Here is a 20,495-nt window from a genome sequence, read left to right on the forward strand (position 1 = left end):
TTGATCCTTGCAATCGTCCCTGATCGCGAGAATCAAACGGGCGGCCATCCCTGGCCGCACTTTTCAGACGGGTGCGACGTAGAATGCCGCGTCTCCCATCGATGTATCTCCATGCAAGCCACCAGCCAGGCCCGCCTGCAGATCCACTTCTGCGTGCTGTTGTGGGGCTTCACCGCGATCCTCGGCAAGCTGATCACCCTGCCCGCACTGCCGCTGGTGTGGTGGCGCATGCTGCTGGTGACCGCCGCGCTACTGCTGATGCCGCGGGTATGGCGCGGCTTGCGCGCGATGCCGGCGCGGCTGCGCTGGGCTTATGCGGGCATCGGCGTGCTGGTGTCGCTGCACTGGCTCACCTTCTATGCCGCGATCAAGCTGGCCAACGCCTCGGTGGGCGCCACCTGCATCGCACTGGGGCCGGTGTTCCTGGCCTTCGTGGAACCGTGGATCGCCAGGCGCAGGTTCGATCCGCGCGAGCTGCTGGTCGGCGCGGCCGTGGTGCCGGGGGTGGCGATGGTGGTGGACGGCGTGCCGCACGGCATGCGCCTCGGCATCGCAGTGGGCGTGCTGTCGGCGCTGTTCGTGGCGCTGTTCGGTTCGCTCAACAAGCGCCTGGTGGAACACGGCGACCCGCTCACCGTCACCTGCATCGAGCTGGGCACCGGCACCGCATTCCTCACCCTGCTGGCGCCGCTGCTGCCGCACACGGGCGCCGCTTTCGTGCTGCCGGACACGCACGACGCGCTGCTACTGCTCGCGCTGGCCTTCGGCTGCACCCTGCTGCCGTTCGCGCTGGCGCTGGTGGCGTTGCGCCATTTGAGCGCGTTCGGCACGCAGATGGTGACCAACCTGGAGCCGGTCTACGCGATCGTGCTGGCGATGCTGCTGCTCGGTGAGCAGCGGCAGCTCGATGGCTGGTTCTATGGTGGCGTGGCGGTGATCCTCGTGGCGGTGTTCGCGCATCCGCTGCTGGGGCGCAGGCAGCGTCCGGCCGAGCAGCCGGAATTGCTGGGGACTACCGAGAGCCACAACATCGTGGAGTAAGCATCTGCGGCTGGCGGGATCGCCAGCCTGCCCGCCTGCAGCGGCTTTCAGGCACCGGCTATCCCTTGGCTACTGCAGAAATTCAGTCCGCGTTGCCGGCGATGACCTGGCGCAGATGATGGATGAAGGCGCGTACCTTGGCCGGGGCATGCAGGCCGGCATAGACCGCGTGGAAGCTGCCTTCCGGCAGGCGTTGCGTGGGCAGCAGGCGTTCCAGGCGGCCGGCGGCGAGGTCGGCGTCCACCATGAAATCGGGCAGCACCGCCACACCGGCGCCAGCCAGCGCCATGGCGTGCACCGCCGCCGCACTGTCGGCCAGGGCCCGCGGCATCAGGCGCACACGGGCCCGGGTGCCGTTGCGTGCGGCGAAGGTCCAGTGGGCGGGCGAGCTGAGCACCGAGAGCAGGATGGCATCGTGCTGCGCCAGCTCCTGCGGACGGCGTGGCCGGCCTCGCGCGGCGAGGTAGGACGGCGCCGCCAACAGCAACTGGCGGAAGCCGGCCAGGCGCACCGCGCGCAGGCCGGAGTCGCGTAGCGGGCCGCCACGGATCGCCAGGTCGAAGCGGCCGCCGATCAGGTCGCTGATGCCATCGTCCAGCACCAGCTCGACACGCACCTCGGGATGCATGCGCAGAAAGCCTGCCAGTGCGGGCGCCACCACCATGGCGCCGTAGTTCACCGGCGCAGTGAGGCGCAACGTGCCGCGCGGCGTCTCGCGGTTCTCGCCCACGCGCTCGATCGCCGCCTCGGTTTCGCCGAGGATGCGCACGCAGTCGGCGTGGAACACCGCGCCGGCCTCGGTCAGCGCCATCCGCCGCGTGCTGCGCACCATCAGCGTCACGCCCAGTTCGCGCTCCAGCCGCGCCAGGTGCTGGCTCACCATCGCCTTGGTCTGGCCCAGCTGTTCCGCCGCCGCGGTGAACGAGCCCGCGCGCACCAGCGCCACGAACACCGCCAGCCGGTTGAGATTGACCTCGCCCACGAGCGCTCTCCACTGTCAATCCCTACTTTACAGTGAATTGCATCGTCGTCGATTTATCGGATCGGTGGCCTGGCGCATGCTGTGCTCCGTTCCCCATCCACCGGAGACCTTCCATGCAGATCGCACTGTTCGGCGCCACCGGCCACCTCGGCCGCGCCATCCTCGACGAAGCGCTGGCGCGCGGCCACGAAGTGACCGCCGTCGTGCGCGATCCGGGCCGCCTCGACCTCCGCCACGACAGGCTCAGGATCGTCGCCGGCGACGTGGCGCGGCCGGAAACCTGGCTGGATGTCGTGCACGCCAGTGCGGCAGCGGTGGCGAGCCTGTCCGCACGACGCGACGGCGACCCGGACAGCCTGCCCGCCAACGCGCGCGTCCTGCTGGACCAGTTGCCGCGGGCGGCCGTCCCGCGCCTCGTGTGGGTGGGTGGCGCCGGCAGCCTGGAAACCTCGCCGGGCGTACGCGTGCTCGACGACCCGAACTTTCCGGCGGCATGGAGGCCCGAGGCCGAGGCCCAGGGCCGCGCACTGGAGACCTTCCGTGCCAGTGCCTCGCCCGTCGACTGGACCTACATCAGCCCCGCCGCGCTGATCGAGGACGGCGAACGCACCGGTCGTTACCGCATCGGTGGAGACCGGTTGCTGACCGACGCCAACGGTGCCAGCCGCATCAGCGTGGCCGACTATGCCGTCGCCCTGCTCGACCGCATCGAGAAAGACGACGCCCCGCGCCGCCGCATCACCGTGGCTTACTGAACGGGCGGGATCCTGCCGTACCGGCCATTCCAGGCATGTCGTCCATGCCGGGATGACCGGCGTCGGCGTGATCGTGCCCCATGTCCATGTCGTCGTCCGGCGGCGCCTTGGCCACGATGGCCTTGTACTGCGCCGGCGTCATGCCCGGCAGCTTCCCAAGGAAGGCCACCATGCTCCAGATGGTGGGGTCGTCGTGGCCGGCCATGCCCCAGGTAGGCATCGCGCTCATCTTGATGCCGTGCTTGATCACCCAGAAGGCCTGCTTCGGATCGACATGCATCCTGGAAAGATCGGGCGGCTGCGGGTACATGCCCATGCGCAACTCCGAATCGCCCATGCCGGGGGCAAGATGGCAGCCGGTACACATGGCGGCGTACTGGCCCGCGCCCTTGAGGATCAGCTGCGGATCGTCGAGGTCGGGAACCTTGATGGCCTCCGAGCGCAGACGGATCGAGCGGTCGCGCAAGGCCTGCAGGGCGGCGAAAACCGGTCGGGTGTGATGGTCGTCCGCGCCGATGTCGTAGATGCCTGAGTAGACGAAGATCCCAGCGCCCGCGGCCAGGATCGCGAGCACCGCGGCGACGGTCAGGCCGTGGTGTTTGATGTGTCGTTTCATGTCGAGGTTCCCCTAGAACCAGATGCGGACGCCGGCTACCCACTGACGGTCGAAGATGGCCTGGCGGTCGTCGCGGGCGAAATCGGCCGTGCCGCCGAAACGCCGTGTCCACACCACGCCAAGGTAAGGCGCGAATTGCCGGCGGATCTCGTAGCGCAGGCGCAGGCCGAACTGGGCATCGGACAAACCGCCACCGAGGCGCCGGGCCGGATCGGATTGGCCATAGGCGTTGACTTCGAATTCCGGCTGCAGGATCAGCCGCTGCGTGAAGAGCAGTTCGTACTCCACACGCAGGCAGGCCGCGGTTCGTCCGGATGGCCCGACGTAGCCGGTGGCCTCCAGGTCGAGCCAGTACGGCGCCAGCCCCTGGATACCGAATGCGGCCCAGTAGCGCGAGGGGCCATCGCCCAGATCCTGGCGCACGCCGAACTGCGTGTTCCAGAACGTCGCGACGGCATGGCTCCAGAGCGCCTCGACATCGCCGTCCCCGATGCGGCCGCGGCTTTGCCCGCCCTCGCTGCGCACCCACAGCTTGTCGCTGTCGTTGCCATACCAGCCCTGCACGTTCCAGGCCTGCCCGTTGCCGTCCCTGCCGTCGAACGCCTCCAGCTGGTCGAACAGCAGCATGCCCAGCGACGCGTTGTCGCGCATGTCCATGCCGGACATGGAGCCGTAGCCGATACCGTCGGAATAGTCGGAGCGGCGCGCCGCGGGCGGCGGCTTGCCGCCTTGCATGGGGCCCATCGACATGTGGCCCATCGTATCGGTGCCGTGCGGCGTGCTGCCCACGCCGGACATGGCGTCATGGTCCATCGCCTTTGTCGCGTCGGGACTCATGCCCGGCATCGCGCGGGAATTCGCGTCCTGCACGCTGCCGGCTGCGGCCGGCGGCGACATCTCCGGCATCGCGTCATGGGCCATGCCGGGCATGGTGTCCATGGGCGCCATGGCACCGGGGCTCATGGCAGGCATGTGGTGCGCGGGTTTCGCGGTTGGCGTGCGATGGTGCCTGCGGACCTTCGCCGCAGTGGCGGGCTGGGGGACGCTGGTGGACGCAGCCGGCATGGACATGCCGCTCCCGTGGCCCATGCCCATGCCGGGCATCGCGCCCATGTCCATCGTGGCCGAGCTGCTGGCCGAGGCCGGCGTGGTCTGGGCGGCGACCATGCCTGACGCGGCCAACAACCCGGCGGCCAGCCACAGCGAATGTTGCAAGGCGGTGGCGGTGACCGATCGGTTCCGGGTCATGACACCACCACCTCGCGCATCATTCCCGCTTCCATGTGGTAGAGCATGTGGCAGTGGTAGGCCCAGCGCCCCGGTGCATCGGCCGTCACGCCATAGGCCACGCGCTGCGCCGGCTGCACGTTGACGGTGTGCTTGCGCACCTGGAACCCGCCGGCCGGACTCTCCAGCTCGCTCCACATGCCGTGCAGGTGGATGGGGTGGTTCATCATGGTGTCGTTGACCAGCACGATGCGCAGCCGCTCGCCGGCGCGGAAATGGATGGGCTTTGCGTCGGCGAACTTCACGCCGTCGAAGGACCACATGTAACGCTCCATGTTGCCGGTCAGGTGCAACTCGATCTCGCGACCGGGTTCGCGCGGGTCGATGGAACCGCCGAGGGTGTGCAGGTCGGCGTAGGTGAGCACGCGACGGCCGTTGCCGCGCAGGCCGGCGCCCGGGTCGTCGAGGTTGCTGCGGGGCATGTCCACGTGCATGTCCACGCCCGGGTTGCGGTATTCCGTGCGGGCATGCCGCACCCCCTCTTCCGGGGGTGCGGGTTCGGTGGAACCGGCAACGCCACGCCCTGCCCGCACTCTCTCCCGCGAGGAGAGGGAAGAGTCTCCCATCGCTCCCATCATGTCCCGCATGCCCAGCCAGACGAGCGGATCCATCGCGGGCACCTCCGCCTGCATGCCGGGTCGCGGCGCCAGCGTGCCGCGGGCGTAGCCGCTGCGGTCGGTGGACTGCGCGAACAGCGTATAGGCACGGTCTTCCCCGGGCTCCACGATCACGTCGTAGGTCTCGGCCGCGGCAATGCGGAACTCGTCCACGCGCACCGGTTCCACGTCCTGGCCGTCGGCGCCGACCACCGTCATCTTCAGGCCAGGAATGCGCACATCGAAGAACGTCATCGACGAACCGTTGATGAAACGCAGCCGCACTTTTTCCCCGGGCCTGAACAGCCCGGTCCAGTTGCCGGCCGGCGCATGGCCGTTCATCAGGTAGGTGTAGGCATGCCCCGACACGTCGCTGTAGTCGGTCGGGTTCATGCGCATCCGCTCCCACATCCTGCGCCGGGCGAGCGCCTGGCCCAGCCCGTGCTCGCGCGCGTCACGGAAGAAATCCGGCACCGTGGGCATGGCGAAGTTGTAGTAGTCGCCCTGCCGCTTCAGCGTCGCGAAGATGTGCCCGGGATCGTCGTCGGACCAGTCATTGAGCATCACGACGTAGTCGCGATCGGTGGGGAAGCGTTCGCCACTGGCGGCCTCGATCACCAGCGGGCCGTACAGGCCGGTCTGCTCCTGGAAACCGGAATGGCTGTGGTACCAGTAGGTACCGCTCTGCCGTACCGGGAAGCGGTAGGTATAGGTTTCGCCCGGCGCAATGCCAGGGAAGCTGATGCCGGGCACGCCATCCATCTGGAACGGCAGCAGGATGCCGTGCCAGTGGATCGAGCTGGGCACGCACAGGCGGTTGGTCACCTTGAGCGTCACCGTGTCGCCCTCGCGCCAGCGCAGCAGCGGTGCGGGCAACTGGCCGTTGACCACGGTGGCTGGGCGCTTGCGCCCGGTGTAGTCCACCGGCAATTCGCCGATGGACAGCTCGAAATGCGTGCCGCGCAATTCATGGCGTACCGCGGCACCCTGTGCCAGCGTGGCGCCGGCGCGCAAGCCCAACCCGGCGGCCACGCCGCCCAGCGCGAGGCCCTGCACGAAACGTCGGCGCGACAGCTGCACGTCGCGCGGATCCTGCCTGTTCATCCTTCACTCCTGCGCGGAATCACGGGACTCCGCTCGGTATCGCCGCGCACGCGGCAACGGGCCTGCGGCTGGCAGGCGATCAGCCGAACGAATCGGCATGAGCGGGAGGATTCAGGCCAGTGGTGGCCGCAGGGGTGGTGCGTGGGGAAGCTTGGAGGCGGCGGCAGGCCATGCCTGCCACGTCGCCACGACAAGACGTACTGGCACGATGGACGCAGTCAGTTCCGGCAGCGCCACCGTCATGTGTGCGCAGGCGCAATCGATATGCACACCATCCGCGTGTAGCGGTGCCGGCGCGCCGCCATGGTGAGTCATCGTCATCGCACCTGTCATGCCACCCATGCCGGCACAGCAATCAGCATGGGCGAACACGGAACCGGCCAAGCCCATCCACGCGCACAAGGCCAGCACGAACAGCAGGCGGCAGCGACGCAGTTGGCGGAGAGGCAAACGACTCATGCCACGAGCATAGCGATGCGCTCCACGCCCGCTCAACCCTGAAGTTGGCTTCATGCGGCCTGCACAGCGCGTGCAGCCTATACTTGTGCGCCATCCCACGGCTGCCGCCATGAACTACCGCCACGCCTACCACGCGGGCAACTTCGCCGATGTCCTGAAGCACGCCGTGCTGCTGGCGCTGATCGAGGCGCTCAAGCTCAAGCCCGCGCCGTTCTGCGTGGTCGACACCCACGCCGGCAGCGGCTGTTACGCGCTGGACGGTGCCGAGGCTGACAAGACCGGCGAATACAAGGACGGCATCACCCGCCTGCTGTTTCCCGACCTGCATGGCGGTGATGCCCATGCCGCCGCGCTGCCGCCGCTGTTGCGCCATTGGCTGGACTCCATCCTGGCCCTGCCCGGCAACGAGCATGGCCTGAAGCTGTATCCCGGCTCGCCCCTGCAGGCCGCACTGGCCATGCGCGAGATCGACAGCGCGCAATTGTGCGAACTGCATCCGGAGGAAGCCGCGCGGCTGCGCGAACTGTTCCGCCGCGACGCGCGCATGCACGTGCATGGACGCGACGGCTACGAGGCGCTGAAAGCGCTGCTGCCGCCGAAGGAAAAGCGCGGCCTGGTGCTGATCGACCCGCCCTACGAGGCGCAGGAGGCCGAGTACAGGTTGATCGAGCAGGCATTGAAGGAAGCGCTGCAGCGTTGGCCCACCGGTATCTACGCGGTGTGGTATCCGGTCAAGCGACGCAGCCAGGTGCAGCCTTTCCTGCGCTGGCTCACCCACTGCGGCGCCAGGCGCGTGCTGCACGCCGAACTGCTGGTGCACGGCGACGACTCGCCGCTGCGCCTCAACGGTTCCGGCATGGCGATCATCAACGCGCCCTGGCAGCTCGACGAAACCCTGCGCGAACCGTTGCGTGCGCTGGCACGCCTGCTCGCACAGGAGCGTCCTGCCGAGTGGAAGCTGGACTGGCTGGCGACCGAATCCACTGCCGCTCCGGCCAAACCGGCTCGCCTCCCCCCGACGCCACGCCGCCGCTAAGCTCACGATTCGTTTTTGCGATCACAGGCCATCACACGATCCTGGAGCCCGCCATGCGCCATGCCGCCATTTTCGCCCGCGTCGCCCTGCCCGCCCTGCTGCTCGGCCTCGCCGCCTGCGCACCCGCGCCGATCTACAAGATCGCGCCCGGCGCCATCGCCGCCACGCCGATGCAGGTGGCACAGACGCCGGAGCAATACATGCACGGCCAGGTGATCTGGGGCGGCCGCGTGGTGGATGTGCGCAACCTGCCCGACCACAGTGAGATCGAGATCCTTGCCTACCCGCTGGACTCCTCGCAGCGGCCGAAATTCAGCGCCGGCGGCAGCGGCCGCTTTATCGCCCTGCTGCCCGGCTACGCCGAACCGATGAACTATCCCGCCGGCGCCCCCATCACCGTCGACGGCCAACTCGACGGCAGTCGCGCCGGCAAGGTCGGCGAGGCCGACTACGTGTTCCCGCTGGTAAGCGTGGCGCAGTCGCATGTATGGACCGCCGAAGAAATGCGCAGCGGGCATCCCAACATCGGCTTCGGTGTAGGCGTGGGCGTCGGCATTCGCTGAGCTGCGCGAAACCCCAAATGGAGTCGCCGGGTTCGTGACGGCTCTGCGGCCGGCGCCAGCATGACCGCCAGTCAAGCCGGTACAGCCTTCGGGCCCGATCCGATGCGCTTGGCACACACCTGTGCTGACCGCCACTCCCGCGCTTCCTACGTATCCCGGCTGCGGGCGATGAGCCGGCTCTGCATCAGGGCCGCGGTGTGCAACATCAGAAACAGCGGGACCAGAAACGCAGGGATCACCAGCAGCGGCAACGTTGCCATCGGGGCGGTCGTGACCTCGCCCAGGGCTCCCGTGGACGGGCTGGCACTCAAGGTTCCAAGCGTGATGGCCATGGCAAGATCGAGCATGCCGAGCACATTCCAGCGGACGAATGCCCGGCTCGCGGCAAAGTCACGGCGACGCACGAGAGCGAGGATCATCCATGGTGCTGCGAAACCGACCGCCATGTCGCCGAGACCTGCCGGCAGCGCGAACATGGCCGGCAACACGCCGTGTGCGTACAGCGACAGGAAACCCAGGCCGGCCCATCGCCAGGCCTGCATGGCCGTGATAAGGCGCAGATCGAGCGAGAGAACGAACGCCCGGAACGACGGCGAATACCGCAGCCACGCAAAGAACAGCAGCAGGGGCGCCCCGACCCCGATGGCGATGGCGACCGGCGGCTGCCCGGGACGCCCGACAAAAGCACCGGATACACCGAGCAACACGACAAGCACGAACCATGCGGCCAAGGCGAGAATGACTCCCGGGTGGATGCCGCCAGCCCCCGCGGGTTGCGACCCGGCCGGGCGCGGAAGAACTGTGGCTGACATGAACGTCTCCTCAAGTAACTTGCATTCTGCAAGTTTGTAGCCACCCTAGCCTTATAGCTTGCATAATGCAAGTAACTAGCCGTCCTGCCACGGAGAACCGCCAGAATGAGCACCGCCAAGCCTTTCGCACGCTCTGCCTGCGCAGTCGCCAATTCGCTCGACATCGTGGGCGACAAATGGTCGTTGCTGGTGGTGCGCGACCTGCTGCACGGCAAGAGCACCTACGGCGAACTCGCAGACTCGCCGGAACACATCCCGACCAACATTCTCGCGGAGCGCCTCCGACGCCTGGAGGCGGCCGGCATCATCACCGGCACGCCCTACCAGAAGCGCCCGGTGCGCTACGCCTACGCTCTTACCCCGAAAGGCAAGGCCCTCGGCGACGTGCTGCTCGCGTTCGTGCGCTGGGGCAGGCAGCACATACCGGGAACGATGGTGATGGACCAGCGGCCGGCGAACGGCGGAAGTGCAGCAAAGGCGACGGCCACGCGGCGCACGCGCAAGGCACGCGCGAAATAAGGTCCACCGGGGAAAGCCACGCCAACGGACACGCGCCACTACAATGACTGCCACTCCCAGACCACGGCTCGCATGCCCGACCATGCCGACGTCGCACTCCGCACCCTTCACCGCCCACCCCATCGCCCATGTGCGCTCGCCGTACGCGCGGCGCATCGACGCGCCGCATCAGTCGACCGTGGTGGCGGGCACCGAGACGGGCGCCGAGGCGGAGGCGCGCATCGAGTTCGTGGACGGCTTGCCGGCCGAGGCGTTTCGCGACCTCGCCGGCTTCGAGCGGATCTGGCTGCTGTTCGTGTTCCACCGCAGCGAGGGCTGGAAGCCGCAGGTGCGGCCGCCGCGCGGCGGTGGCAAGCGCGGCGTGCTGGCCACGCGCTCGCCGCACCGGCCGAATGCGCTCGGATTGTCCGCGGTGGAATTGATCGCCGTGGAGCAGCGCGCACTGCGTGTGCGCGGCGTGGACCTGCTGGACGGCACGCCCATCCTCGACATCAAGCCCTACGTGCCTTATGCCGATGCCTTCCCGGCCGCGCGGGCGGGCTGGATCGATGCGATCGACGCGGCGCAAGGCCCGCATTCCGCGCCCGGCCCGAAGCGGCCGCGCAAGCCAATGGACGGCGGCGGATCCTGAGCCATGACGTTTGCGCAACTGCGGCAAACCGGCGCAAGGACTTGTATCCAGGCTGGAATCGGATCATGCTGCACCGCACACAATACGCTCAAGTATTGAAATGATCTCCGCCAGCCTGCGTTCGACCACTCCGCATCCGCCGCTGCCCCCGCGCAGCCGCGAACGCTATGCCTCCGCCCTCGCCGTACACACCACCCACGGTGAGCGCGTACGCAGCCGCGACGGCCGCGGGCTGTGGCTGCGCGAGATCGAGCCCGATGACGTCGCGGCACTGCAGCGCTGCTTCACCCGGCTGTCGCCGGAGGACATCCGCCGCCGCTTCCTGCACGCGATGTCCGAACTGCCCGCACCGATGGCACACCGCCTGTGCAACATCGATCCGGCACGCGAAACCGCCCTCGTGCTGATGGACGAATCGGTCCGCCCCGCCGAGATCCGCGGCGTGGGCCGCATCTACGTGGACGAGGCCGCCGACAGCGCCGAGTTCTCGGTGATCGTGGAACACGACTGGAGCCGCATCGGCCTCGGCGCGCTGCTGATGCAGCGCCTGGTCGACGACTGCCGCCGCCGCGGCCTCGCCGAGATCTGGGGCTATGTGCTGCTGGAGAACCGCCCGATGCTGGAGCTGTGCCGCGAGCTGGGCTTCACCCGGCGCCTGATGATGGACGAGCCGGGCACGGCGCAGATCACGCTGCGGCTGTAGCGCACTGCCCCCTCTCCCGCCGGGGAGAGGGCTGGGGGTGAGGGCCATGGTTGCCTCGACGCAAAGCCGGAGCGAGCTTCGCAGGTGACATTTCCGCGAGCACCCACCCCTCACCTCGATCCTCTTCCTCGCTCCTCCACGCGGAGAGAGCACAAGGATGTGCTCGGCTTTGGGGAGCGAGGAAAGCAGGGCCATCCATGGCCCTTCCCCGCGTCCCGGCGGGGAGAGGAAGAAAAGCCAAACTTGCGCAGCGCGCTACACTTGGCCGCTTTCCCGGCGCGGTTCGACGCTCGCGCCACCAGCGCCGACGAATCCATGCCCGCCCCGATACCGCATCCCCCGCTTCCCACCACCCCGAAACAGCGTCGCTACTGGACGCCACCGCACGGCTCGTCGCGCGCCTTGTTGCTGGCGGAAGCCGCGCGTTCGCATGCGGGCCTGCTGGTGGCCGTGACGCGCGACACCCAGCGCGCCTCGGCGCTGGAGGACGAATTGCGCATCTACGCCGGCGACCTGCCGGTGCTGCACTTCCCCGACTGGGAAACCCTGCCCTACGACGTGTTCAGCCCGCACCCGGAGATCGTCTCGCAGCGCATCGCCACGCTGTACCGGTTGCCCGGCGTGAAGCGCGGCGTGCTGGTGGTGCCGGTGGCCACGCTGATGCAGCGCATCGCGCCGCGTTCGCACATCACCGGCTCCGGCCTGGTGGTGGCGAAGGGGCAGAAATTCGACCTCGCCACCGAGCAGCGCCGGCTGGAAGCGACCGGCTACCGCAACGTGCCGCAGGTGGCCGAGCCCGGCGACTTCGCCGTGCGCGGCGCGCTGATCGACATCTTCCCGATGGGCGCGGACCAGCCCTACCGCATCGAGCTGTTCGACGACGAGGTCGACTCCATCCGCAGCTTCGATCCGGAGACGCAGCGCTCCGCCCAGCCGGTGGAGAAGGTGGAACTGCTGCCCGCGCGCGAATTCCCGCTCACCGACGACGCGGCGAAGGGCTTCCGCAACGCTCTGCGCGAGCGCTTCCCCATCGACGTGCGCCGCTGCCCGCTGTACCAGGACATGAAGGAAGGCGTCACGCCCGGCGGCATCGAGTACTACCTGCCATTGTTTTTTGCGGGCACAGCCACCTTGTTCGACTACCTGGCCGACGACGCGCTGTTCGTGCTCGGTGAAGGCGCAGGCGCAGCCAGCGAGGCTTTCTGGACGCAGACCGGCGACCGTTACGACCAGCGCGCCCACGACATCGAGCGCCCGGTGCTGCCACCGGCCGAGTTGTACCTGTCGCCCGAGCAATTGCGCGAACAGCTCAACCGGCGCCTGCGCGTGGAGGTGGTGGAGCCCGGCCATGCACACGCGATGGACACCGGCACGCAACCTGCGCCGGAGCTTCCACTCAACCGCAAGGGCGAGGAGCCTGGCACCTCGCTGCGCCACTTCCTGGAGAACTACCCCGGCCGCGTGCTGGTCGCCGCCGATTCGGCGGGGCGGCGCGAGGCGCTGCTGGAAACACTCGCAAGTGCGGGGCTGAAGCCGGAGAACGTCGATGGTTGGCAAGCCTTCCTTGCCGACGCCCCCTCTCCCGTAGGAGCGGCTTCAGCCGCGACCGGCATGCCGCGAATCGCGGCTGAAGCCGCTCCTACAACAGCGAAAGCTGCGCGCTTCGCCATCACCATCGCCCCGCTGGAGCAGGGCTTCGCGCTGACCAGGCCCGCACTCACCGTGCTTACCGAGCGCGAGCTGTTCGGCGAGCGCGTGCGCACCGAGCGGCGCCGGCGGCGCGGCGCGGCGCGCGATCCCGACGCGATCATCCGCGACCTCACCGAGCTCTCCGTCGGCTCGCCCATCGTGCACGTGGACCACGGCGTGGGCCGCTACCAGGGCCTACTGTCGATGGAACTCGGCGGCATGGAGGGCGAATTCCTGGTCATCGAGTACGCCAAGGGCGACAAGCTCTATGTACCGGTGGCGCAGCTCGGCCTGGTCAGCCGCTACTCCGGCACCGCGCCGGAACTGGCGCCGTTGCATTCGCTGGGTGGCGATGCCTGGGAGCGTGCGCGCAGGAAGGCTGCAGAAAAGGTGCGCGACGTGGCCGCCGAGCTGCTGGCGATCTACGCCCAGCGCGAGGCGCGCGGCGGCGAGTCGCTGTCCATCGACCGGCAACTGGTGGAGGAGTTCGGCGCCAGCTTCCCGTTTGAGGAAACGCCCGACCAGGACCAGGCCATCGACGCGGTGCTGCGCGACCTCGCCGCGCCGCGTGCGATGGATCGCGTGATCTGCGGCGACGTGGGCTTCGGCAAGACCGAAGTGGCGCTGCGCGCCGCCTTCGCCGCCGCCACCGCCGGCAAGCAGGTGGCGGTGCTGGTGCCCACCACCCTGCTCGCCCAGCAGCACTACCGCAACTTCGCCGACCGCTTCGCCGACTGGCCGGTGAAGGTGGACGTGCTGTCGCGCTTCAAGTCCGGCAAGGAAGTGAACGAGGCGCTGAAACGGCTCGCCGATGGTCAGATCGACGTGATCGTGGGCACGCACAAGCTGTTGCAGCCGGACATCAAGTTCAAGAACCTCGGCCTCGTCGTGGTGGACGAGGAACAGCGTTTCGGCGTGCGCCAGAAGGAACAGCTGAAGAAGCTGCGTGCAGAAGTGGACCTGCTCACCATGACCGCCACGCCGATCCCGCGCACGCTGAACATGGCGATGAGCGGGCTGCGCGACCTGTCGCTGATCACCACGCCGCCCGCGCACCGCATGGCCGTGCGCACCTTCATCTCGGCGTGGGATCCGGCCACCATCCGCGAAGCGTTCCAGCGCGAGCTGCAGCGTGGCGGCCAGGTGTATTTCCTGCACAACGAAGTGGAGAGCATCGAGCGCACCGCACGCGAGCTGGAGGAGCTGATCCCCGAGGCGCGCATCGGCGTGGCCCATGGCCAGATGGCCGAGCGCGAGCTGGAAAGGGTGATGGCGGATTTCCACCGCCAGCGCTTCAACGTGCTGGTGTGCACCACGATCATCGAGACCGGCATCGACATCCCGACGGCCAACACCATCATCATCGACCGCGCCGACCGCTTCGGCCTGGCCCAGTTGCACCAGCTGCGCGGACGCGTGGGCCGCTCGCACCACCGCGCCTACGCCTACCTGATCGTGCCCGACCGCAAGGCGATCACCGCCGATGCAGAGAAGCGCCTCGAAGCGCTGGCCTCGCTGGAGGAACTCGGCGCCGGCTTCACGCTCGCCACGCACGACCTGGAAATCCGCGGCGCCGGCGAGCTGCTGGGCGACGAGCAGTCCGGCCAGATCCAGGAGATCGGCTTCGGCCTCTACACCGAACTGCTCGACCGCGCCGTGCGCGCGCTGAAGAGCGGCAAGGTGCCCGACTTCGACCTGTCCAGCGAGCACGAAACCGAAGTCGAACTGCACCTGCCCGCGCTGATCCCCGACGACTACCTGCCCGACGTGCACACGCGCCTGACGCTCTACAAGCGCATCGCCAGCGCCCGCAACGAGGACGCGCTGCGTGACCTGCAGGTGGAGATGATCGACCGCTTCGGCCTGCTGCCCGGGCCCACCAAGACCCTGTTCGCGCTGTCCGGACTGAAGCTGATGGCCACCCCGCTGGGTATCCGCAAGCTGGACTTCGGCGCCAACGGCGGACGCATCACCTTCCGCGACAAGCCGGAGGTCGATCCCATGGCGATCATCAAGCTGATCCAGCGCCTGCCGCGCGTGTACAAGCTGGACGGCCAGGACAAGCTGCGCGTCACCCTCGATCTGCCGGGCGCCAGCGAGCGCATCCGCAGCGCGCAGGAAGTGCTGGTGCTGCTGGGCGCGCGCCGGCCCGGTTGACCGGCGCTGTCCAGTCCCGTCTGCGTGCGGGACTGGACTGGCAGACTCGCGTGAACTGTCCCGTTCTTTTGTGCAGGGACGGAAATCGACGCAGATCCAGCTCATTCCGGGAATCATTTTGCACCGCCGTTGTCCAAGAGATCGCCTACCGACAGGCGATCCGCGCCGACGCGCGAGAGCACACCGTTGGCGCCAGCCGTTCCCTTGGCGCGCGTGTCATCGGGGCGACTGTTCTCCTTCCCACGAATGGAGGTCGCCATGACTGACAAAACTGCCAATGCCTCGACTCTGGGGTACGCCGGCTTCGCGCTCACGCTATGGATGGTGAGCATGCTCAATGCCGGCTGGTTCGGTGCCGCACCGGCCCACATGGACATGATGCTGGCCTTCACCTTCGGCGGCGCCGTGATGGCGCTGGCCGGCCTGATGGAATTCTTCCGGGGGCGCACGATCGAGATGCTGATGTTCCTCGGCTTCGGCGCGTTCTGGTGGACCTGGGCCATGCACGCCCATGCCAGCGGCAACGACATGATGCGCGACAACGCCGGTGGCTACATGGGCTGGTATTTCCTGGTCTGGGCGGTGTTCGGGTTCTGGATCTGGCTGGGTTCGATGCACGCCGGCACCATGCGCAACCTGTTCATGCTGGGTGTGTGGCTGAGCCTGCTGGCGCTGGCCGTCGCCGATTGGAGCGCTGCCAACGGCTTCACCATGCTGGGTGGTTATCTCGGCCTGATCACTGCGTTGATCGGTGGCTACATCTCTGCCGCGGAAACGATCAATGCCGGTACCGGCCATATCGTGCTGAGCTTGGGCGACCATCACGACAGCCACGACGCGCACGGCACGGCGGTGCATGCCTGATCCGCATCCCTGAAGACATGTCCTGCATTTCTGCTGCCCGCCGCTCATGCGGTGGGCGGTTTCTTGTTTCCTGATCTCGTGAGCCGGCTGCGGCGGCACACCCCATCGGCATGACAGCTGTCACTGGATCGCTGCGCCCACGCACCGGGAAGATGATCGGGTCATCGCAGCGAGGACGCGACATGCAGGGGAATATCCGGGAAAACACGCAAAACCGCGCGTCCGACCAACCGCGTTTCGGTATCGACGCACCGGGCCTGGTACTGGGCTTCGCCATCGGCGGCCCACTGCTGCTGCTCGTCAGCCTGACCGGCTGGTTCGCCCTGGTTCCGCCCCTGATGTGGACGATGCGCTGCACCGGTCTCGTGCTGTGCGCCGAGGCGATCCTGATGACGCTGAGCAGCCTGCACGGCAAGCGCCGGGTGGTACGCGGGATGATCGAATCGCTGCAGTTGCGTGGTGACGAACAGGTGCTGGACGTAGGCTGCGGACGCGGCCTGCTGTTGCTCGAGGCCGCGCAGCGCCTGCCGCACGGCAACGCCACAGGCATCGACCTGTGGAGCACGCGCGATCAGAGCGGCAACGCCGCCGCAGCCACGCACCACAACGCCGAGCTGACCGGCGTGGCCGGGCGCGTGCGCATCGATACCGGCGACATGCGCCAGCTGCCTTATGCCGACGCCAGCTTCGACACCGTCGTCTCCAGCCTCGCCATCCACAACCTGCCCACCGAAACCGACCGTGAGCAGGCCGTGCGCGAGATCGCCCGCGTGCTGAAACCTGGCGGCCAGGTCGCCCTGCTCGATTTCCGCTGCACCGCCCTCTACGCGCAGACCCTGCGCGAGGCGGGTCTCGTCGTGCAGCGTTCGTGGCCCGAGTTCCGGATGTTTCCGTGGGTGTGGATCGTGCGCGGACGCAAGGCTGCAGCCTGACCGTCGCGACCGGCAGGAGCTGCCGCATTCACCATGGGCCGTCGTCCGTGTCTCTCCACAATGGGCCATGGCAGGTCGCGGGCACGGGTTGCCATATCGCGGCGAAATCACCCCTGGCCACGCCAAGGGTGCCGGGGGCGATCATGGTCGCCGCAAAGACCGCGTGCCCCCACTCACGATGCGCATCGCCTTGTCCCGGTTGATGCCTCCCCCCATCCCTGCGCCGATACAAGCCGGCCGGATGGAACCGCGTTCACGAACTGCACGAAAGCATCGAACAGCCGGGCTGGTGCCGTGCCCAATCGGGACGCTTGTGCGCAAAGGCCTCACGGCCGGTTTGCTCGTCGCATGGATGGCGCAGCACGTCCAGCAACTCGTGGATTCCGCTGCAATCGCCCTGCTCCGCGCGCGCGATTGCCTGCTGCGCGAGGTAGTTGCGCAACACGTAGCGCGGATTGGCGGCGCGCATGCGGGCGCGGCGTTCCATGGTGGGCAGCGGATCATCGGCGAGGCGGGCGGCGTAGCGCGCCAACCAGTCCATGCAGGATGGCTCGTTCGCGTGCCGTTTCGCCTCGTCGTAGAACGCCTCGTGCAGCGGCTGCAGTGCAGGGCGCCGCGGATCGAAATCGATGAGGCCGCGGAACCACAGCGTCATGTCCACCTCGGCCTCGTGCAGCAGGGCCTGCAGCGACTGCATCAGCGCCATGTCTCCGTCGCGGCAGACAGCAAGGCCGAGCTTGGCGGCGGTGTTGGCGCGATCCGCCTCGGCATAGGCGGCGGCATAGCGGTCCAGTCCGGCCTGCAGCGGCGCGATGTCGCCGAACAGCGGCGCCAGCGCGGCGGCGAGCCGCGACAGGTTCCACCACGCCACGTCCGGCTGCTGGCCATAACGGTAGCGGCGGCGCAACGCGTCGGTGGTGTTCGGCGTCCAGTCCGGATCGTAGTCGTCGATCCAGCCATAGGGACCGTAGTCCAGGGTGAGGCCGAGGATGGACATGTTGTCGGTGTTCATCACCCCGTGCACGAAACCCACCCGCATCCACCCGGCGATCATCTGCGCGGTGCGCGTGCAGATCTCGCCGAACCAGTCGCCGTACAGGCTCTCGCCCTGTCCTGCGAGATGGGGAAAATCGCGGCGTATCGTGAAGTCGGCCCATTGCCGCAACAGTGCCGTGTCGCCGCGCGCAGCGGACAACTCGAAGCTGCCGAAGCGGACGAAGGAAGGCGCCGCGCGGCAGACGATGGCGCCCGGTTCCGCGCGCGGGTGACCGTCGTAGAGCATGTCGCGCACCACTTCTTCGCCGGTGCCGACCAGGCACAGCGCACGCGTGGTGGGAATGCCCAGGTGATGCATCGCCTCGCTGCACAGGAATTCGCGGATCGAGGAACGCAGTACCGCGCGCCCGTCCGCGCCGCGCGAATACGGTGTCGGTCCGGCACCTTTCAGCTGCAACTCCCAGCGCTCGCCACTCGGCGTGACCGCTTCGCCCAGCGAGATCGCGCGGCCGTCGCCAAGCTGGCCCGCCCACACGCCGAACTGGTGGCCGCCATAGTTCGCCGCCCAGGGTTGCATGCCCGGCAACAGTGCATTGCCGCCGAATACCTGCGCGAAACCGTCGCTCGCGGGTTCGTCCGCGTCAAAGCCCAGCGCTGCGGCCATCTCCGTCGAACGGGCAAGCAGCCGCGGCGCGGCCACCGGCGTGGGCATGACGCGCGAGTAACAGGCGCCGGTTACTTCGCGCGGACCGGGCGCGTCGGATGGATCGCCGGGGAGTTCGCGGATGAAAGTGTTGTCGAAGTGCAGCGGGAGCATGCGGTCATGGTAGCTCGCCGCATACACCTGCCCCAGAGCAGAGCTTGCCCCTGAAAGTCTGGAAAACGCTTTCCTGCACTTCCCAGACTCGCCAGGCCCGGCCAATCACGTCCGTGATTGGGCCGCGTGCGTCCACCGGCAACCAATCACTTCGGCTTGCGGAAGCGATAGATGAACTGGTCGGTGTGGCCGCGTATCGACGGATCGAAGACCTTCACGGTGTGCGGGTCGGCCGGATTGCGCAAGGCATCGCTCTCGCCGTCGAACACAAAGCCGGCAGCCTCCACCTCCTGCTTCACCACCGCCGGATCGATGCGATGCAAAGTGTTGGTGTCGGCCAGGCCCGAGCCGGCCGGAGCCACGTGGTCGATCACCACGAACACGCCACCGGGCTTCAGCGCGTTGAAGACCGCCTTGTCGAACTTCGCCATGTCCACCGGACCCATGAACGGATCATGGTAATCGTGGTAGTTCTGCGCGGTGAACACCAGGTCGACCTTGGCCGGTGCACTGGGCTGGGCTGCAGGCTGCTTGAGCAGGCTGACGTTGGCGTAATGCGGCGTGGCCACCAGCTTCTGCCAGTTCGCGTAGCTCTTGGCCGAGTACTTCGCCATCTCGTCCGGCCATACGGTGTAGACGTGGCCATGCGGCCCCACGATGGCGCTGAAGACCCGCGTCCAGTAGCCGCTGGCAGGCACCAGCTCCAGCACCTTCTCGCCCGGCTTCACCTGGGCGAAGGTCATTACCGCGGCCATCTGGCGGCGCGCGTCATCTTTCGTATCGGCGGCGCGGGCAGGATCATTGATCGCGGCGGTAACGTAGGCGGGTACGGCCTGGCTGCCGGATTGCACGGCAGGCATGGCGGAGGCTGCTGTGGGGGGTGCAAGCACAAGCAATGCGGCAAGAACGGTCGGACGCATGACGAACTCCGTTTTCAGCGAGGGGACGCCGATTGTGCACCCGTTCGCCATGCGCCGCGTCCATGACGAGTGACGCATGCCGGCCTCAGGCTTGCTGCAGCGGCCAGCTGGCCAGCGTGCGGTAGTCGCGCTGCCCTGCCCGGCTCTCGAGCAGCGCCAGTTCGCGTACCGGCCAGTGCACTGGCGACACCGCCTTTTCCGGCAGCAGCACGCGACCATAGGCCAGCGTGACGTGCGGCACGAAGCACTCGTCCAGCTCGCTGCCAGGCACTTCCTGCAGCAGCCCCTCGCGCCATTGCCGCCAGAGCCGCTGCAACGCCTCCGGCGGCACGCTGCAGCACAACACGCGCGGCGGGTGGCGTCCACCGAAGCTGCGCAGGCGATCCAGCCTCCAGTCGAACGCCATGCCGTGCACGCTGCCGGCAACCCGCTCCACCGCCGCGACCAGATCGGGCCGCGGTGAGGAATGTCCGCCAAGAAAGTGCATGGTGGCGTGATAGCGCCGCGGGTTCACTTGGCGCAGTCGGGAATCCCGCGGCATACCTGCCTCGACCGCTGCCCGCGCCAGTGCCCTGCGCACGTCCTCATCGGGCAGAAGAGCAAGAAACAGTCGCCAGACCCTTTCGGCCGGCCCGGCTGATGGATCACTCGCGCTGCAACGCATGACGAGAAAACCCCTTGCGTCCGTGAAGTGTAGAGTGCGCCTGGAGCGGGAATCCCCGTTCTTTGCACCGACCTTCCGCGGCGGGCTGAAGCGTGACGAGCTGCAATGATGATGCGCCGCAATATGCGAACCGGAACTCACCTCGTCGCAAGTATTTGCGCGCACGACTTGGATACCGCTAAAGTGCTGCCTACGGCCACGCAGGGGTGGTCGAGGGGGTGAAGCATGCATATGCCGCTGACCCGCTCCGCAGTGGAACGTGGAGTCCGCCGGGTCGCATGGATGCTTGCTGGAAAGACTGTCGCTACGCCGACCACGAAGCACCCTCCCGTGGAAGCACCTGTGCTGGTGT

The 20,495-nt window shown here is 67.9% G+C and carries 18 protein-coding genes and 1 pseudogene; 10 read left to right on the plus strand and 9 right to left on the minus strand.

The annotated features are described in order from the left end of the window. Window positions 1–111: 111 nt before the first annotated feature. A complete protein-coding gene (locus ABQJ54_RS03435) occupies window positions 112–1,041 on the plus strand; it encodes a DMT family transporter (RefSeq protein WP_367852864.1) in 930 nt (309 codons plus the stop codon). Between the two features lie 82 nt (window positions 1,042–1,123). On the opposite strand, the gene ABQJ54_RS03440 is transcribed toward ABQJ54_RS03435, so the two are convergent. Then, complete coding sequence (locus ABQJ54_RS03440; protein ID WP_367852865.1) at window positions 1,124–2,023, minus strand: LysR family transcriptional regulator; 900 nt, start codon at window positions 2,021–2,023, stop codon at window positions 1,124–1,126. A gap of 113 nt (window positions 2,024–2,136) precedes the next feature. Between ABQJ54_RS03440 and ABQJ54_RS03445 the strand changes: the two genes are divergently transcribed. Then, a complete protein-coding gene (locus tag ABQJ54_RS03445) occupies window positions 2,137–2,778 on the plus strand; it encodes an NAD(P)-dependent oxidoreductase (RefSeq protein ID WP_367852866.1) in 642 nt (213 codons plus the stop codon). A gap of 22 nt (window positions 2,779–2,800) precedes the next feature. Here ABQJ54_RS03445 and ABQJ54_RS03450 read toward each other — a convergent pair. The 4 genes and pseudogenes from ABQJ54_RS03450 to ABQJ54_RS03465 all read right to left on the minus strand — a co-directional run. Next, a pseudogene (locus tag ABQJ54_RS03450) lies at window positions 2,801–3,394 on the minus strand (c-type cytochrome); the annotation flags it as partial. Between the two features lie 12 nt (window positions 3,395–3,406). Next, window positions 3,407–4,642: a copper resistance protein B gene (locus ABQJ54_RS03455; protein WP_367852867.1), complete on the minus strand. Its 1,236-nt coding sequence runs from the start codon at window positions 4,640–4,642 to the stop codon at window positions 3,407–3,409. Then, window positions 4,639–6,381 carry a copper resistance system multicopper oxidase gene (locus ABQJ54_RS03460; RefSeq protein WP_367852868.1) on the minus strand — a complete coding sequence of 581 codons (1,743 nt, stop codon included), beginning with the start codon at window positions 6,379–6,381 and terminating at the stop codon, window positions 4,639–4,641. The genes ABQJ54_RS03455 and ABQJ54_RS03460 overlap by 4 nt, the downstream gene beginning before the upstream one ends. A 111-nt stretch (window positions 6,382–6,492) precedes the next feature. Further along, the gene (locus tag ABQJ54_RS03465) at window positions 6,493–6,840 is read right to left on the minus strand and encodes a hypothetical protein (RefSeq protein WP_367852869.1); all 348 of its coding nucleotides are present in this window, start codon (window positions 6,838–6,840) and stop codon (window positions 6,493–6,495) included. A gap of 109 nt (window positions 6,841–6,949) precedes the next feature. Between ABQJ54_RS03465 and ABQJ54_RS03470 the strand changes: the two genes are divergently transcribed. Beyond that, on the plus strand, window positions 6,950–7,876 hold the full coding sequence (locus ABQJ54_RS03470; RefSeq protein ID WP_367852870.1) for a 23S rRNA (adenine(2030)-N(6))-methyltransferase RlmJ: 927 nt from the start codon (window positions 6,950–6,952) through the stop codon (window positions 7,874–7,876). A 53-nt stretch (window positions 7,877–7,929) separates the two neighbouring features. Next, on the plus strand, window positions 7,930–8,439 hold the full coding sequence (locus tag ABQJ54_RS03475; protein WP_367852871.1) for a Slp family lipoprotein: 510 nt from the start codon (window positions 7,930–7,932) through the stop codon (window positions 8,437–8,439). A 146-nt stretch (window positions 8,440–8,585) separates the two neighbouring features. On the opposite strand, the gene ABQJ54_RS03480 is transcribed toward ABQJ54_RS03475, so the two are convergent. Further along, entirely contained in the window at window positions 8,586–9,251 is a 666-nt protein-coding gene (locus ABQJ54_RS03480; protein ID WP_367852872.1) for a DUF8737 domain-containing protein, read from the minus strand. Between the two features lie 105 nt (window positions 9,252–9,356). Between ABQJ54_RS03480 and ABQJ54_RS03485 the strand changes: the two genes are divergently transcribed. From ABQJ54_RS03485 to ABQJ54_RS03510, 6 genes are all read left to right on the plus strand, one after another. Continuing rightward, complete coding sequence (locus ABQJ54_RS03485) at window positions 9,357–9,770, plus strand: winged helix-turn-helix transcriptional regulator (protein WP_367852873.1); 414 nt, start codon at window positions 9,357–9,359, stop codon at window positions 9,768–9,770. 82 nt (window positions 9,771–9,852) lie between these two features. Beyond that, the gene (gene tsaA / locus ABQJ54_RS03490; RefSeq protein WP_367852874.1) at window positions 9,853–10,401 is read left to right on the plus strand and encodes a tRNA (N6-threonylcarbamoyladenosine(37)-N6)-methyltransferase TrmO; all 549 of its coding nucleotides are present in this window, start codon (window positions 9,853–9,855) and stop codon (window positions 10,399–10,401) included. A gap of 100 nt (window positions 10,402–10,501) precedes the next feature. Then, window positions 10,502–11,104, plus strand: coding sequence for a GNAT family N-acetyltransferase (locus ABQJ54_RS03495; protein ID WP_367852875.1), 603 nt, complete (start codon window positions 10,502–10,504; stop codon window positions 11,102–11,104). 315 nt (window positions 11,105–11,419) lie between these two features. Next, complete coding sequence (mfd, locus tag ABQJ54_RS03500; RefSeq protein ID WP_367852876.1) at window positions 11,420–14,950, plus strand: transcription-repair coupling factor; 3,531 nt, start codon at window positions 11,420–11,422, stop codon at window positions 14,948–14,950. A 246-nt stretch (window positions 14,951–15,196) separates the two neighbouring features. Next, a complete protein-coding gene (locus tag ABQJ54_RS03505) occupies window positions 15,197–15,814 on the plus strand; it encodes an acetate uptake transporter (protein WP_367852877.1) in 618 nt (205 codons plus the stop codon). Window positions 15,815–15,996: 182 nt separating this feature from the next. Then, window positions 15,997–16,746: a class I SAM-dependent methyltransferase gene (locus ABQJ54_RS03510; protein WP_367852878.1), complete on the plus strand. Its 750-nt coding sequence runs from the start codon at window positions 15,997–15,999 to the stop codon at window positions 16,744–16,746. Window positions 16,747–16,999: 253 nt separating this feature from the next. Here the strand turns inward: ABQJ54_RS03510 and ABQJ54_RS03515 are convergent, their stop codons facing one another. The 3 genes from ABQJ54_RS03515 to ABQJ54_RS03525 all read right to left on the minus strand — a co-directional run bounded on the left by ABQJ54_RS03515 (window position 17,000) and on the right by ABQJ54_RS03525 (window position 20,374). Continuing rightward, window positions 17,000–18,559: a protein adenylyltransferase SelO gene (locus tag ABQJ54_RS03515; RefSeq protein ID WP_367852879.1), complete on the minus strand. Its 1,560-nt coding sequence runs from the start codon at window positions 18,557–18,559 to the stop codon at window positions 17,000–17,002. Between the two features lie 146 nt (window positions 18,560–18,705). Beyond that, window positions 18,706–19,479 carry a class I SAM-dependent methyltransferase gene (locus ABQJ54_RS03520; protein ID WP_367852880.1) on the minus strand — a complete coding sequence of 258 codons (774 nt, stop codon included), beginning with the start codon at window positions 19,477–19,479 and terminating at the stop codon, window positions 18,706–18,708. Window positions 19,480–19,564: 85 nt separating this feature from the next. Beyond that, window positions 19,565–20,374 (minus strand): 2'-5' RNA ligase family protein, encoded by an 810-nt coding sequence (locus tag ABQJ54_RS03525; RefSeq protein ID WP_367852881.1) that lies wholly within the window; start codon window positions 20,372–20,374, stop codon window positions 19,565–19,567. Between the last annotated feature and the right edge of the window lie 121 nt (window positions 20,375–20,495).

Origin of the sequence: Rhodanobacter lycopersici (genome assembly GCF_040812335.1) — a bacterium.
GTDB lineage: Bacteria > Pseudomonadota > Gammaproteobacteria > Xanthomonadales > Rhodanobacteraceae > Rhodanobacter_A > Rhodanobacter_A lycopersici.

Coding starts and splice junctions, on each gene's coding strand:
- ABQJ54_RS03485 (WP_367852873.1), top strand. CDS start 9,357: ATGAGCACCGCCAAGCCTTTCGCACGCTCTGCCTGCGCAGTCGCCAAT.
- ABQJ54_RS03480 (WP_367852872.1), bottom strand. CDS start 9,251: ATGTCAGCCACAGTTCTTCCGCGCCCGGCCGGGTCGCAACCCGCGGGG.
- ABQJ54_RS03495 (WP_367852875.1), top strand. CDS start 10,502: ATGATCTCCGCCAGCCTGCGTTCGACCACTCCGCATCCGCCGCTGCCC.
- ABQJ54_RS03470 (WP_367852870.1), top strand. CDS start 6,950: ATGAACTACCGCCACGCCTACCACGCGGGCAACTTCGCCGATGTCCTG.
- ABQJ54_RS03505 (WP_367852877.1), top strand. CDS start 15,197: ATGGAGGTCGCCATGACTGACAAAACTGCCAATGCCTCGACTCTGGGG.
- tsaA (WP_367852874.1), top strand. CDS start 9,853: ATGCCGACGTCGCACTCCGCACCCTTCACCGCCCACCCCATCGCCCAT.
- ABQJ54_RS03445 (WP_367852866.1), top strand. CDS start 2,137: ATGCAGATCGCACTGTTCGGCGCCACCGGCCACCTCGGCCGCGCCATC.
- ABQJ54_RS03515 (WP_367852879.1), bottom strand. CDS start 18,559: ATGCTCCCGCTGCACTTCGACAACACTTTCATCCGCGAACTCCCCGGC.
- mfd (WP_367852876.1), top strand. CDS start 11,420: ATGCCCGCCCCGATACCGCATCCCCCGCTTCCCACCACCCCGAAACAG.
- ABQJ54_RS03525 (WP_367852881.1), bottom strand. CDS start 20,374: ATGCATGCTTCACCCCCTCGACCACCCCTGCGTGGCCGTAGGCAGCAC.
- ABQJ54_RS03455 (WP_367852867.1), bottom strand. CDS start 4,642: ATGACCCGGAACCGATCGGTCACCGCCACCGCCTTGCAACATTCGCTG.
- ABQJ54_RS03460 (WP_367852868.1), bottom strand. CDS start 6,381: ATGAACAGGCAGGATCCGCGCGACGTGCAGCTGTCGCGCCGACGTTTC.
- ABQJ54_RS03510 (WP_367852878.1), top strand. CDS start 15,997: ATGCAGGGGAATATCCGGGAAAACACGCAAAACCGCGCGTCCGACCAA.
- ABQJ54_RS03465 (WP_367852869.1), bottom strand. CDS start 6,840: ATGAGTCGTTTGCCTCTCCGCCAACTGCGTCGCTGCCGCCTGCTGTTC.
- ABQJ54_RS03475 (WP_367852871.1), top strand. CDS start 7,930: ATGCGCCATGCCGCCATTTTCGCCCGCGTCGCCCTGCCCGCCCTGCTG.
- ABQJ54_RS03520 (WP_367852880.1), bottom strand. CDS start 19,479: ATGCGTCCGACCGTTCTTGCCGCATTGCTTGTGCTTGCACCCCCCACA.
- ABQJ54_RS03435 (WP_367852864.1), top strand. CDS start 112: ATGCAAGCCACCAGCCAGGCCCGCCTGCAGATCCACTTCTGCGTGCTG.